Source organism: Moraxella nasicaprae (assembly GCF_025643275.1).
GTDB classification, from domain to species: domain Bacteria; phylum Pseudomonadota; class Gammaproteobacteria; order Pseudomonadales; family Moraxellaceae; genus Moraxella; species Moraxella nasicaprae.
Window position 1 is genome coordinate 1399642 of the sequence record NZ_CP089977.1, and the last position, 13481, is coordinate 1413122.

General features: G+C 44.8%; 16 protein-coding genes. 8 read left to right on the forward strand and 8 right to left on the reverse strand.

Features of this window, described 5'->3' with window-relative positions; all coding sequences use genetic code 11:
* Positions 1-4: 4 nt before the first annotated feature.
* Entirely contained in the window at positions 5-1162 is a 1158-nt protein-coding gene (mutY, locus tag LU297_RS06525) for an A/G-specific adenine glycosylase (protein ID WP_263075742.1), read from the reverse strand.
* Between the two features lie 52 nt (positions 1163-1214).
* Between mutY and LU297_RS06530 the strand changes: the two genes are divergently transcribed.
* From LU297_RS06530 to LU297_RS06540, 3 genes are all read left to right on the forward strand, one after another.
* Positions 1215-2171: a DNA/RNA non-specific endonuclease gene (locus LU297_RS06530; protein WP_263075743.1), complete on the forward strand. Its 957-nt coding sequence runs from the start codon at positions 1215-1217 to the stop codon at positions 2169-2171.
* Between the two features lie 13 nt (positions 2172-2184).
* Positions 2185-2424, forward strand: coding sequence for an FXYD domain-containing ion transport regulator (locus LU297_RS06535; protein ID WP_263075744.1), 240 nt, complete (start codon positions 2185-2187; stop codon positions 2422-2424).
* A 175-nt stretch (positions 2425-2599) separates the two neighbouring features.
* Entirely contained in the window at positions 2600-2971 is a 372-nt protein-coding gene (locus LU297_RS06540; protein WP_263075745.1) for a DUF2147 domain-containing protein, read from the forward strand.
* 87 nt (positions 2972-3058) lie between these two features.
* On the opposite strand, the gene LU297_RS06545 is transcribed toward LU297_RS06540, so the two are convergent.
* Complete coding sequence (locus LU297_RS06545) at positions 3059-3397, reverse strand: P-II family nitrogen regulator (protein WP_263075746.1); 339 nt, start codon at positions 3395-3397, stop codon at positions 3059-3061.
* Positions 3398-3551: 154 nt separating this feature from the next.
* Here LU297_RS06545 and murD point away from each other — a divergent pair, with 154 nt between their 5' ends.
* Positions 3552-4928 (forward strand): UDP-N-acetylmuramoyl-L-alanine--D-glutamate ligase, encoded by a 1377-nt coding sequence (murD, locus tag LU297_RS06550; protein WP_263075747.1) that lies wholly within the window; start codon positions 3552-3554, stop codon positions 4926-4928.
* A gap of 146 nt (positions 4929-5074) precedes the next feature.
* Positions 5075-6277 (forward strand): FtsW/RodA/SpoVE family cell cycle protein, encoded by a 1203-nt coding sequence (locus LU297_RS06555; RefSeq protein WP_263075748.1) that lies wholly within the window; start codon positions 5075-5077, stop codon positions 6275-6277.
* A 30-nt stretch (positions 6278-6307) separates the two neighbouring features.
* Here LU297_RS06555 and gluQRS read toward each other — a convergent pair whose 3' ends face one another.
* From gluQRS to LU297_RS06585, 6 genes are all read right to left on the reverse strand, one after another.
* Complete coding sequence (gluQRS, locus tag LU297_RS06560) at positions 6308-7231, reverse strand: tRNA glutamyl-Q(34) synthetase GluQRS (RefSeq protein ID WP_263075749.1); 924 nt, start codon at positions 7229-7231, stop codon at positions 6308-6310.
* A 6-nt stretch (positions 7232-7237) separates the two neighbouring features.
* On the reverse strand, positions 7238-7654 hold the full coding sequence (gene dksA / locus LU297_RS06565; protein ID WP_263075750.1) for an RNA polymerase-binding protein DksA: 417 nt from the start codon (positions 7652-7654) through the stop codon (positions 7238-7240).
* 137 nt (positions 7655-7791) lie between these two features.
* Positions 7792-8601 carry a metallophosphoesterase gene (locus tag LU297_RS06570; protein ID WP_263075751.1) on the reverse strand — a complete coding sequence of 270 codons (810 nt, stop codon included), beginning with the start codon at positions 8599-8601 and terminating at the stop codon, positions 7792-7794.
* The gene (locus LU297_RS06575; protein ID WP_263075752.1) at positions 8598-9395 is read right to left on the reverse strand and encodes a metal ABC transporter permease; all 798 of its coding nucleotides are present in this window, start codon (positions 9393-9395) and stop codon (positions 8598-8600) included. The genes LU297_RS06570 and LU297_RS06575 overlap by 4 nt, the downstream gene beginning before the upstream one ends.
* Positions 9392-10084 (reverse strand): metal ABC transporter ATP-binding protein, encoded by a 693-nt coding sequence (locus LU297_RS06580; RefSeq protein ID WP_432806285.1) that lies wholly within the window; start codon positions 10082-10084, stop codon positions 9392-9394. The genes LU297_RS06575 and LU297_RS06580 overlap by 4 nt, the downstream gene beginning before the upstream one ends.
* Positions 10085-10109: 25 nt before the next feature.
* Entirely contained in the window at positions 10110-10625 is a 516-nt protein-coding gene (locus tag LU297_RS06585) for a Fur family transcriptional regulator (RefSeq protein WP_263075754.1), read from the reverse strand.
* A 235-nt stretch (positions 10626-10860) separates the two neighbouring features.
* Between LU297_RS06585 and LU297_RS06590 the strand changes: the two genes are divergently transcribed.
* The 3 genes from LU297_RS06590 (at position 10861) to atpB (ending at position 13450) form a co-directional block, all read left to right on the forward strand.
* Positions 10861-11709 (forward strand): metal ABC transporter solute-binding protein, Zn/Mn family, encoded by an 849-nt coding sequence (locus LU297_RS06590; protein ID WP_432806247.1) that lies wholly within the window; start codon positions 10861-10863, stop codon positions 11707-11709.
* A 78-nt stretch (positions 11710-11787) separates the two neighbouring features.
* The gene (locus LU297_RS06595) at positions 11788-12195 is read left to right on the forward strand and encodes an ATP synthase subunit I (protein ID WP_263075757.1); all 408 of its coding nucleotides are present in this window, start codon (positions 11788-11790) and stop codon (positions 12193-12195) included.
* 385 nt (positions 12196-12580) lie between these two features.
* A complete protein-coding gene (gene atpB, locus LU297_RS06600) occupies positions 12581-13450 on the forward strand; it encodes a F0F1 ATP synthase subunit A (protein ID WP_263075758.1) in 870 nt (289 codons plus the stop codon).
* Positions 13451-13481 lie beyond the last annotated feature (31 nt).

Consider the following 13481-nt stretch of genomic DNA (forward strand, 5'->3'; position numbering starts at 1 on the left):
TTTGTTAAAAAGACTTGGTCATTAGTTTATGCATTGCTTTTGGTGCCGCCAAGCCTGTCAAGTCCTGTTGCCAAACAAAAGTGGCATTGACCGCAGTTAGGGCGTGATTGATGTTTTTGTATTGTATTTCATCAAGCTCGATGTTGATGAGCGACAAATGCCAATGAAAATGCGTGAGCGTATGTTTGATGGTTTTGTGGGCTTGTATGGGTATGGCTGGCAAAACATCAATAATCTGCCTTTCGGCAAGGCTTAACGGCTGGGCATTTGCCATCATCTCGTGTTGTTTTTTGGCTGATGATGTGTCATTGGGTATGTTCGCATCATCGCCAATCATGAGCATGGGCAGGCTATATAAACCGTCCCAGATACCGCCATCGTTGGTTCGTTTTATCCATAGTCTTTCATCGCCAAATGTGAGGGCGAACACCAAAGAATGACGATGGGGCTTGTCTGCTTTTTTGGCTTTGACAGGGTAGGCGGTGGGGTTGCCCTGACGATGAGCCGTGCAGTCAGATTGAATGGGGCAGTATTCGCACTTAGGCTTGGTGCGAGTGCAGATGGTTGCACCCAAATCCATCATCGCTTGGGCGTATTTGCCACTATCCTCATTGGGGGTTAGGGTATCAGCGAGTATCCATAGTGCTTTATCGGTGGCTTGTTTGGTGATGTCGCCATCAATACCTGCCCAGCGAGTCAGCACTCGTTTGACATTGCCATCGCAAATCACGCCACGACGACGCACGCCCATTGCCATGATTGCCCCAGCGGTGGAACGCCCCACACCTCTGATGGCTTGCCACTCATCAAGCGTCTGTGGAAAATTCCCCGTCCTTTCGATAAAATCAGACACCTGTTTTGCCCCTTGATGTAAGTTTTTGGCACGAGCATAGTAGCCAAGCCCTGCCCAAAGATACGCCACTTCATCAAAGTTGGCATTCGCTAAGTCTTGAACAGTGGGAAATCTTGACATGAATTTATCAAAATAATTTAATACAGTTGCCACTTGTGTCTGCTGTAACATCACTTCTGATAGCCAGACTGCGTAGATGTTTGCGTGTGATTGATGATGGTACTGCCAAGGCAAATCGTGGCGACCATCTGTATCAAACCAAGCTAATAGTCGTGGGGCAAAGGTGGTGTGGTTAAGGCTTGTCATCATGGCATAAAAGGGCTAGAATACGGTGCAGGTATTATAAAAACATGGACCATAAATGACAACAAAAATGACGAATCGATTTTGTCATGGCATTGCCGCTGGTATGCTGGCAATGGGCGTGTTGTTGTCTCAATATGCACAGGCATCGTTGCAAGACAGCAGTACGAGCAAATTTATGCCAACTGATTGGCAGATGGGCTTTGATGATGCATTCGCTGCTTGTGCGGATAATTTTTATCAAGCACCGCCTTTGCTGGTGGGAGAGCAGGGGCAAAGATTAAATCAGCAGTTGTACGCCTTGTGTTTTGATGGATTTGCCACTTTGTATTCTGGCGTATCTTTGACACCATTTTGGTCGGCATCGCATCTGACCAAGCAACGAGTACAGACCGCTCATCAGTTGGTGCGTTCGGATAATTTTCGCCCAGAGTATCGTTTACCTGTGCAGGCACAGGCACAGCTGGCAGATTATCGGCGTTCTGGTTTTGATCGTGGACATGTTGCTCCCAATGGCGATATGGCAACCACCACCCAGCAATATGATAGTTTTAGCCTTGCTAATATTGCTCCGCAGCACACCGACCACAATCGTCATTTGTGGCGACACATTGAGATTGCTACTCGCACTTTGGCAGTACGTTATGAAGAGGTTTATGTGGTGACGGGCGTGGCGTTTTTGGGCAAGACCAGCCAACGCATTGGTGGGCGAGTGATGGTGCCAAGTCATTTTTTTAAAGCGGTGTATGTACCGTCAATCCAGCAAGCAGGCGTGTATTGGTCGCCCAATGATGCCGCAGGCAACCATCAAGTCATCAGTTTGTCCAAATTGGAGCAGTACACAGGCATTCGTGTCATGCCCGCACTACCTCCCTCTATTCAAACGCACGCTTATGCATTGCCAGCACCGATGAACGACAAAGAGGCACAGGCGATTTTGTTGGGCAAGACAGGCTGGCTGGATTTGGCTTGGCAAATGGTGCAATATTTGACCAAGTGGCTACACCAAACCTAAAAAAGAGACAACGATGTTACACAAACCTTTCCATGATGATGGACAAGTGCTACAAATTGGCGGATTAACCATTGAAAATGGCGTTGATGGCGTGGTGATTTATGGGGAATTAACCATCTTGCCCAATCAAGCTGGGCGTACGCAGGCTCAGGCTTTGCATGAGATATCTGCCCAATTATTGCGTGCATTTGATGGGCAGATTGAGCCAAGCCAAGCACCTGTAAGCCAGATGATTGACAATCCTTTTGCCTAAAAACACATCAAAAAATAATTACAAAAAAACAACTGTACACTTATCAAAACAAATGATATGATGACAATGAAAACAGTGTTTAGTCATTGACATCAATGGTGTGCTTGGCTGTGATGGCGGGTGTGTCTTGATGGATTGTTAAATTATCATCTTTTTAAAAAAATAGGAGCTAACAATGAAGCTAACCACCAAATTCGCTATGATTGCCTCTGGTATCGCATTCTCAGCCGCTGCATTGGCAGCAGACCCAATCGCAGGCAACTGGCAAATGTCAGAAAATGGTAAGCCAAAAGCGGTTGTGACCATCAGTGAGCAAAGCGGTAAGTTTGTTGGCGTGGTAACTTCTGGTCAAACCGAAAAAGCCAAAGCCTATGTCAATAAACAAGTATTGTTTGATGTGGTTGCCAAAGGCAACGGCAAGTACGAAGGTCGTGCCAAAGACCCTCGCTGGGGCATCATTCCTGCGGTCAAAGCAGACATTACCCTAAACGGTAAGAGCCTAACCCTAAAAACCCTAAAAGGTTCACAAACTTGGGAAAAGAAATAATCTAAGATTTTTTCAAGTAAAAAACGCACCAATTTCGGTGCGTTTTTTGATGGCGATGAATTTGTGATGAATGAATATTTTGTGTCATCATAGTGCATCATCGTTAAGCTCGCCTGTGCGAATGCGAATGACTTGCTCCAATGGGGTAACAAAAATCTTGCCATCGCCAATCTTACCAGTATTAGCAGCCGATATGATGGCTTCGATGATGGTATCAACCATGGTATCTGGACAGGCGACTTCGATTTTGATTTTTGGTAAAAAATCCACGACATATTCTGCCCCACGATACATCTCGGTATGACCTTTTTGTCTGCCAAATCCTTTGACTTCGGTGATGGTAATGCCGTTGATACCAATATCGGACAATGCCTCACGCACATCGTCTAGCTTAAATGGCTTGATAATCGCAGAAATCAGTTTCATAAGAATCCTTGAAAATTCGTTTGTTGGTTACCCAATATGGGCAATTTTGCCAAAATCTACATCAAATGGCAAGGTTTGAATGAGGATAATTTGCCGTATTATCCCAAAAAAGTGCTACAATAACCCAAATCATTCATCAAAATAGGAAACAATCATGAATGCACAACGGTACACGGTCATTGGTCTGGGCGGTTCAGGCTTATCGGCGGTTAATTTTTTGGCGGCACAGGGGCATCAGGTTGCTGTCACTGACCAAAATCCTGCCCCAGCATTGGCGGATAAATTACCATCTGGTGTGATGCGTGCTTTTGGGGCGATTGATGGGCAAATGTTGTTGGATAGTGATTGTATCATCATCAGTCCAGGTGTTGACCCACGCATCAAGGCGGTTGTGGACGCTAAGCAGGCAGGCGTGCGTGTCATCAGCGATGTACAGCTTTTTATTGAGACTCTAAAAGAGATTGACCAAAAACAGGCAAAACACACTCCCATCATTGCCATCACAGGGTCGAATGCCAAAAGCACGGTAACGACTTTGGTTGGACAAATGGCAGCCAATGCAGGCGTTGTGGTTGGTGTGGGCGGCAATATCGGCACGCCAGCCTTAGAGCTGCTGACCATCGCAGGGCTGCAAATGGTGGTGCTAGAATTATCCAGTTTTCAGCTTGAACACATCTATGACTTATCTGCTGATGTGGCGACCGTGCTAAATATCTCAGCCGACCATCTTGACCGTCATGATGGCATGGCAGATTATCTTGCCCAAAAATTAAAAATCTTTGAAGGAGCAAAAGCGGCGGTGATTTGCCAAGATGACGCTACCCTTGCCAAAGAGTGCCAGCAATCTTTGACCAAAGTTGCCAAAATCATCACGACCGCCAGTCAGTCTGACCAGCCAGCGGATTTTTCTTTGGCACAGATGGCAGGCGAGCTGGTCTTGTGTCATGGACAAGAGGTTTTGCTAAATGCCAACCGCCTAAAAGTCAAAGGCAAGCACAACTTACTTAATGCCTTGTCTGCATTGGCATTGGGGCAAGCAGTCGGTCTGCCAATGACGGCAATGCTTGATACTTTGGTGAATTTTAAGGGCTTGCCACATCGCTGTGAATATGTCGATGAGGTGGCTGGCAAGGCTTATTTTAATGATTCAAAAGGCACTAACATTGGCTCAACGCTTGCCGCCATTGATGGCTTGGGCGTGGTCTATGGCGAGCAGTCGCTTGCGTTGATTTTGGGTGGTCAAGGCAAGGGGCAGGATTTTGGGCAGCTGGCTGATGAGGTGTATCGCTGGGCAAATGGCGTGTATCTGATTGGTGCAGATGCAGCACTGATTGAGCAGGATTTGCTTGGTAAATACCCCAATCTGGCGGACAGACTACATCAGGTGGCCATCTTGGATAAGGCGGTCGTGCTTGCCAGCCAAAGTGATGCTAAGGCGGTGCTATTATCTCCTGCTTGTGCTAGCCTTGACCAATTTAAAAATTATGGCGAACGAGGCGATAGATTTGTTGAACTGGTCAAATCGTTATAACGCTTAAATGATAAAAAGCAGGTCTTGTGCCTGCTTTTTTGTGCGTTCTTAGCATTTGTTGTTTTTTGTTAATCCAAAATCACACAAGGGGCAAAAACTGGTTTATAATATCAAGTTATCCATGATTTTTAGCAAAGTTGGCATTCATGTCCAGTTCATTATTTGATTTATTTAAAGACCGTATGGCAGGTTCGGTGAATCGTGTCGAGGGCTTGTCTTTTTTGCCTAAGGCGAGCACGGTGTTGGTGGTCAGTTTATTTTTGCTCATCAGCCTAAGCCTGTTGATGATTGCATCAGCGTCCATTCCGTTTGCAACCAAACATGAACTGCATCAGATGTATTTTTTTCGTAATCAGCTGATGTATGTGGTGCTGGGTTTGATGGCAGGTTGGACGGTGTATAAAGTACCGTTGAAACTGTACTGCTCGTTTGGCTTTGTGGTGGCGTCATTCATCACGATGCTGGCACTGCTATTTTCCACTTTGATTTTAGGCTCAAAGATTAACGGTGCAACTCGCTGGATTAGTCTTGGGGTGCTGAATTTTCAAGTGGCGGAGCTGTGTAAAGCGGTGATGGTCTTGGTGACGGCAGAATATGTCGTGCGTCGTTCGGCTGATGTGCGTGAAAGCCTGATGCAAAGTTGGCGGTTGGCGATTTGGTTTTTGCCTACGGTGGTGCTATTGATGGCACAGCCTGACTATGGTAGCTTTGTGATGGTGGTGGCGACAGCATTGGTCATCATCTTTGTGTCTGGGGTACCAGTGCGTCATATTGTGATTGCAGCTGGCTCGGCAGCGAGTGTGTTTGCGGTCTTTGCCTTATCAAGTAGCTATCGCCGTGAGCGTGTGATGGCGATGTCAGACCCATTTAGTGATGTACAGGATACAGGTTATCAGCTTGCCAATAGTTTGATTGCCTTTGGGCGTGGTGGCGTGACAGGGGTAGGTTATGGCGATAGTGTTCAGAAATTATCGCATTTGCCAGAAGCACACACTGACTTTTTGCTTGCCATTACAGCCGAAGAATTGGGCGTGCTGGGTGTATTGTTTGTGCTTTTATTGGAGTTTTTAATCATTGCCTCTATTATGGCAATCAGCTACACCGCTCTAAAACGCCGCCAGCTAAGATTAAGCTATACCACTTTTGGTTTTGCGGTCATCATCTTTGGGCAGACGGTCATTAACGCAGGCATGAACATGGGTCTATTGCCAACCAAAGGCTTGACCTTGCCATTTTATAGCTATGGCGGTTCGTCTATACTGATTATGTTGATGATGGTTGGCTATATTTTACAGGTGGACAAAAAAAGCGAATCCATCTTTTTGAATAAAGAAAACAGCAGATATTGATTATGATGACGCCCATGAATTGGGCGTTTTTTATTGACCGTATGCCAAGTGGGTACGCCCAAGCAAAGGGGTATTATCCCAATGTTTAACAGCAAAATCCAAAATCTCTTTGGGGCGGGCATTTGGCATATCAGAATCTGTGGGCTGACCCAATAGCGTCAATGCCTGATAAAGCAGTTGGGCAGGTTGTGTGGTATCAATGGGTGTGGCAAGATTTTGCTTGGAAAGTTTTTGTCCATCGGTATTATAAATCAAAGGCAGATGATAAATATAATTGGGCAAAGACAATCGACAAACTTTGATGATGTGTAGCTGAGCGACTGTCATGGGCATGATGTCAATGCCACGCATCAGATGTGTGATGCCTTGAAGTCCATCATCAATGGCACAGACCAGTACATAGTTAAATAGCCCATTTTGGCGTTTGACCACCACATCGCCCAGACTTTTGGCAGGATTATCCCAGATAATACCCTGAATACCATCAACAAATGCCGTCGCCACATCGGGCAGTTGCAAGCGAATCTTGCTGTCGGTGTGCTGCCAATCGTGCTGAGCGTGCAAACACAATCTTGGGTAGATGATGGGGCTATTAAGACTTTGGGGAACAGGATTGCTGGCACGATGAGCGTCCAGCTGTTTTCTGGAACAATGACAGGCATAACTGAGTGATTTTAGTTGTTCATCAAGATATGCTTGGTAGATGTCTAAGCGATTGGATTGGTAGATGACCTCACCGTCCCAATGCAGACCCAGTTTATCTAAGTCATTTAGAATGCTGTCAGCGTATTGTGGCTTACATCTTTGCAAGTCAATGTCTTCGATACGAAGTAGCCACTGACCGCCCAGCGACTTGATATGACAAAAGCTCGCCACCGCAGTGGTCAGCGAGCCTAAATGTAAATGGTGCGTGGGCGATGGAGCAAACCTACCGATGGGAGTGGTTATCGCCATGCCCAATCAACCCAAATTTTGTTTTTCTTTGATTTCAGATAGGGTTTTGCAATCGATGCACTGAGTGGCGGTTGGGCGAGCTTCTAGGCGACGCAAACCGATTTCTGTGCCACAAGTTTCACAAAATCCATAATCGCCTGACTCAATTTCTGCCAATGATTTTTCGATTTTGCGAATCAGCTTGCGTTCACGGTCTCTGGTACGCAATGCCAAAGCAAATTCTTCTTCTTGGGTGGCACGGTCGTTGATGTCTGGCATGGTATTGGTTTCTTCATGAATATAATTTTTGGTGCGTTCAGCTTCCGTGATTAGTTCATGTCGCCAGTTGGTCAAGATGCTGTGAAAATGTGCTAACTGACCATCAGACATGTATTCTTCGTCTTTTGCTGGCTCATAAGGGGTAAAATTGGTTATTGTATTCATGCCAAATTTCCTTGGTAAATGATGGTGCAAGTGCCAAAGGTTGGCAGAGCAGGCACTCAATAAGAGGACTGCCTAATTTAACAAAAAAAACAGGATTTTCCAATGTTATTTTGTAATTTTGGTAAAAAATCGTGAATTTATAGCCGTTTTATGTAACTTTTGAGTGTTTGTGTGGTGTCTAGACAAATCCATCGAAAGCCAGATGTTTGAGCATCAAGACAAAATGTGTCAGAAAATGGCAAAAATTGTCGAGCTGTCGCAGGGCAGGTCAGCACGGTACAGGGGTGGCGTGTGGGAGCGGTTAGGGTGTGGGCTTGATGAGCGTGCCCACAGATGATGTGCTGTGCATGAGGGTGTTGGTCGATGACTTGCCAAAACTCATGAGCATTATCTAACATCAAGGCATCAATCCAAGCCGACCCAACGGCAACGGGGTGATGGTGCAGTACAATGATTGCAGGTGCGTGCTGATTTGCCAAAGTTCTATCCAGCCAAGCAAGAGCTTGTGCGTCCAAATGCCCATGTTCTTGCCCCAATACCGATGAATCTAGTAATAAAATTTGCCAATAAGGTGTTGTATCGCCAATGAGTAGCTGCTGACAATGACGCAAGCGGTCATCAGCCGTGATTGGCAAGTGCCATCGCTGTTCAAACGGTAAATGCACGCCAATCTCATGTGTCACATCATGATTGCCTGCAATGGCAAAAAAGGGTATGTTTGTTTGGTGTAATTGCCCAAATAGCCAGTCGTAGATGGTGCTATTGCCATCATTCACCAAATCGCCTGTCAGGAGTATTAAATCTGGCTGACTGGCAAGAGCAAGTGCCAACACCGCTTGAAAATTTTGGACGGTTGGGTTATCAAAGGCGGTGTCGGTTAAGTGCAAATCGCTGATTTGAGCGATGTGGAAGGTAGAGGAGCGATGGGGAATGATAATGGGTTTCATCGCATACCCAGCTTATTGATGATGAATAAGCCAAAAAACCCCAATGCCAGCACCAGTACGATGGCAAGCCCTGACTGAATGTCCAGCCAGACACTACCCCAAATGCCAAGTGTGACGGCGATTTGGGCAAAGATGACGGATAAAACCACCATCATCGTTGGCGAGCGAGCCAGCAATCTGGCGATTAAGGCGGGCAAAATCAGCAGTCCGCTGATGAGTAAACTACCAACCGCCTGCAAGGCAACAGCACAAAATCCAGCCAGCAGTCCCATAAAGAATACATACTGCTTGGTTGGGTTGATGCCTTGAATTTGTGCTAGGGCTTCTGAGGTGGCAAGTTTGACCTGTGCTGACCAAATCCATCTAAGAAATAAAAGCCCAAGCAGCACTAGGCTGGCAAGTCGTGGCAAATCCGCCCAGTCAATATCTAATAGATTGCCAAACAAAAACCCCAAGACATTGGCTTGTTGCTGAGTCAGTTGGGTTAGGGTTAATAAGCCTAAACACAGTAGTGTTGCCGCCAATACTGCCAAGGAGGCATCATTTGGCAGTCGGCTGTCTTTTAGGAAGGTTAATACAATCACGACCAGCAAACTGATGATGGCAATGCCTAAATCAGCAGGCAGGTTGAGCCAAACTGCCAACGCCACTCCCAGCAATGCACCATGAGCCAGCGTATCTGAAAAAAACGCCATACGACGCCACAGCACCAAACAGCCTAGCGGTGCAGATAGTAGAGCCAAGATTGAACCTGCAATCCAAGCAGGGGCGATGATGGGAAGCCATTCGTTCATAATGAGTGATTTGGATGATGTTCACAATGTGTGTGCTGATGAATGTAGGGTGCTTGATAGCCAAATAATTGGATAAATTCAGGTGCTTCGGTAATTTGGCTTGGCACACCTTGACAGCAGATGTGTTTATTAAGACAAATCACTCTGCGAGAACCTTTGAGTACCCAATGCAAATCGTGTGAAACCACCAACATGGCACATTGCAAAAAATCAGGCATTTGGTCAATGAATTGATACAGCCATGCCTCGCTTTCTGGGTCAAGTCCTTGCATTGGCTCATCCAAAATCAGCAAATCTGGCTTATCCAGCAAAGCTCTTGCCAGTAGAACCCGCTGTGTTTCGCCACCAGACAGATGGTGAATTTGACGGGTTAGCAGGGACGTGATGTTGAGTTGTTGATACACATGGTCTGTTTGCGGTGCATTTAGGCGTTTTTTGTCAGCCTGAGCAAGCAAATCTTGCACTCGTAACGGCAGTACATTTGGTACGCTAAATCGCTGCGGGACATAGCTGATGGCTTGACTTTGTTTGTGAATTTGCCCTGCGGTTGGCTGGATTAAACCCAAGATGATTTTTACCAAAGTGGATTTACCAGCTCCATTAGGGCCAATCAAGCTAATCATCTCGTTTGGCAGGATTTGTAAATTGATGTGGTGCAACAAATCCCGACCATCAATACGATAGCCGATGTCATGTAGTTCAATCAACGCTTGATTAGTGTGCTTGGCAGTCACGGCAAATGCCTTTTAGCTCAATGACGGTGCGTTCAACGGCAAAGCTGGCATCATTGGTGGCAAAGTCTAGGATAGATTGCACGGGTGGATTGCTGCATTCTTCGACCTTTTGGCAACGATTGCAAATCAAAAATGCCGCAGCGTGCTGTGAGCGTGGGTGACAGCATGGCACATAGGCATTGATGGAGCTTAGCTGATGAATCAAGCCCTCGTCCAATAAAAATTCTAGCGAGCGATAAACAGTTGGTGGTGCGATATTTTTGCCAGATTTGATGGGGTCATCTTGGCGTTTGACTTGCAAGGCACTGATTAAATCGTACGCACCCATTGGTCTGTCGGCCTCCAAAATCAGCTCAAAAACCTGTTCACGAAGTGGTGTGAAACGCACGCCTCGTTCTAGACAGTGTGCTTTGGCTTCTGCCATACGAGTGGCTGGATTGTGGTCGTGTTCGTGATACACATTGTGATGATGGCAATGATGGGTATGTTGATTCATAAGTATGCCCAATTTTGATAAAAAAGATAAAATATATAACAGTAAGTTATATTATAGCCAAGATGCTCATATTTTTCTATCAATGAAAATTCTCTTTTGCCCATCAATTCGTAGCAAAATTGTAATAAAAAATAGTCATTCTCAAAAACTATCGTTAAATAATACATTGTATCATATTTTATAAATTATGCTATAATGATTTTTCTTATTTGATTTTTAATATAGTTTGAGGGTGATGACCGTGATTAAAAAATTAGCCATACTTGCATTGGCGGTGGGTGTTTCTTTGATGCAGGTGGCGACAGCGGGCGTGGTTAGCGTCAGTAATTATCCGTTGGCACTATTAAGTAATGCAGTCACCAAAGGTAATCACGATGCCAAAATATTGCTGGAAGCTGGTGATGTTGGGCATCATGGCTCCTTGTCGCCCAGTAAAGTCAAGCTGATTGAAGAGAGTGATTTTGTGGTGTGGTTTGGTCAGGATTTGGAACAAAATTTGGTCAAAACTTTGGCTGACGCACCCAATGATATTGCCTTACTTGACTTTGACGCTTTTCGCCGTTTGCCTCTAAGAAATTTAGATGGAACGGCAAAAGCAGACAGCCAAGATGTGCATTTGTGGCTAGATCCACAAAACGCCAAAGCCATCGTGCGAGCGTTGGCGGTCATTCATGGACATGCCAATCCAGAATATCGTGAGCAATATGCCAATAATGCCCAAGAGTTTGCCAAACGACTGGACGAAGTTGTGGCGACTTTTGACCAGCAGCAGTCCTTGCCGTATTGGGCGTATCATGACTCTTTTCAATATATCGAGCAGGCAATCGGGCTAAAATTTGCAGGAGCATTAACGCCTGACCATCATCTTGCACCAAAAGCAAGCCAATTTCGCCTTCTTAATGAACATCGTCCAGCCAAACAGATGTGCTTAGCCTCACAAAATGATGTCTCAGACGGCATAAAAAACAAGCTTGGCAATGTCAAAACCAGCATTCATCAAGAAGACATGAGCGATGGCGAAGAAGATTTTGTGGCAGCATGGCAGGCGTTGGCAAACAGCCTTGTTGCTTGTGCTAAGCCGTGATTCTCATCGCAAATGATTGCTCAGGCTGGCATAAAATGCTAGAATCTGCCCAATTTTTTTATCATCAAAAATACAACAATGAGACCTGCTAAGCCCAATCAAAAGCACTTAGTCCAACAAGCCCAAAAGCAGCAACGATGGCTGGCCTTGGGCGTGCTGGCGGTCGTGTTTGTGCTGGACATCATCTGGTGGCATGAAGAGCGTGGTTTGGTCACCAAAGGCATGGCGTTGGGCATGGGATTGGCTTATTTGGCTCATCATATTTTTACTTGGTTCGCTTATAAAGATACCAGTATCAGACATCGTGAGCAGATTGTTCATAATTTATATTTAGGACAGATGCTAAAATGGGCGGTGTCTTTGCTGGGTTTTGCGGTTATTTTTTGGCAGTTTCGCACTGATGCTGTTTGGGCGGTCATCGTTGGCTATTTTGTCATGCAATTACTACAAGCAATGGCATTTTTATTGGTCAAAAATAAAATTTAATCAATACCAATGATTGAAAAAGTTCATCAATGATTTATGGCAATTTGCATGATAAATCGCCAATTTATGAAAAAATATCATCAATTTAAGAAATCTTAGTTATAAATTTTGCTTTTTTCTCTTTACATATAGCCAACATTACAGTAAGATATTGCTAGTTACAAATGCAATTTATTGTTACGAATTTCACCGAACAAAAATCGTGAAAGCGATTGATTGTATCAATTTTTTAAGTATCGAATTTGTCATGATGAGTGTTAGGACAAGGGAAGTACGATTGAGAAACTCAATCAGTGTAATAATGGATTGAAGTGCTAGATAGTAACTCTTTTGAATTGGTTGCGACCAATTTTTCTTTTGTTTGAGTTAATATAAGAAGCTTATTATGGCAGGCGAACAGACATCTACTGAATATATTGCTCACCATTTGACCAATTGGACTTATGGATACCACCCAGAGCTTGGCTGGAAAGTGGCACACGATGCCACCGAAAAAGCACAGATGGGCTTTATGGCAATCCATGTGGATTCGATGCTATGGTCGATTGGTTTGGGTATTTTCTTTTTGCTGCTTTTTTGGGCGGTAGGTCGCAAGGCGACTTCTGGCGTTCCAACTAAGTTTCAAGCCTTTATTGAGATGATTGTTGATTTCGTCGATAATAGCGTGCGTGAATCATACAATGGACCATCAAAACTCATCGCACCATTGTCTTTGACAATTTTTGTGTGGATTTTCTTGATGAACTTGATGGACCTTGTGCCTATCGACTGGATTCCAACTTTGGCTATGAAAGTTGGTGAGGCGATGGGGCATGATCCGCATCATGTATTCTTTAAGATTGTACCAACTACTGACCCTAACATCACTTTGGGTATGGCGATTGGTGTATTCTTCTTGATTATCGGCTTTGGTCTGAAATATAAAGGCGTGAGTGGTTTTGTGGCGGAATTTACTTTGCACCCGTTTAGTGCTAAGAATCCAATCTTGCAAGCCATTTTAATCCCAATCAACCTAGTACTAGAAATTGTTACTCTATTGGCGAAGCCTATCTCATTGGGTCTGCGTCTATTTGGTAACATGTACGCAGGTGAGCTTATCTTTATCTTGATTGCACTGATGCCGTTTTGGATTCAGTGGGCATTGTCAGTGCCTTGGGCAATCTTCCATATTTTGGTTATTACACTTCAGGCGTTCGTATTTATGATGTTGACGATTGTTTATCTGTCGTTGATTTCAGCAGAATCCGAACATTAATTGAACACTTTTTAACAACTCTTGATTTATA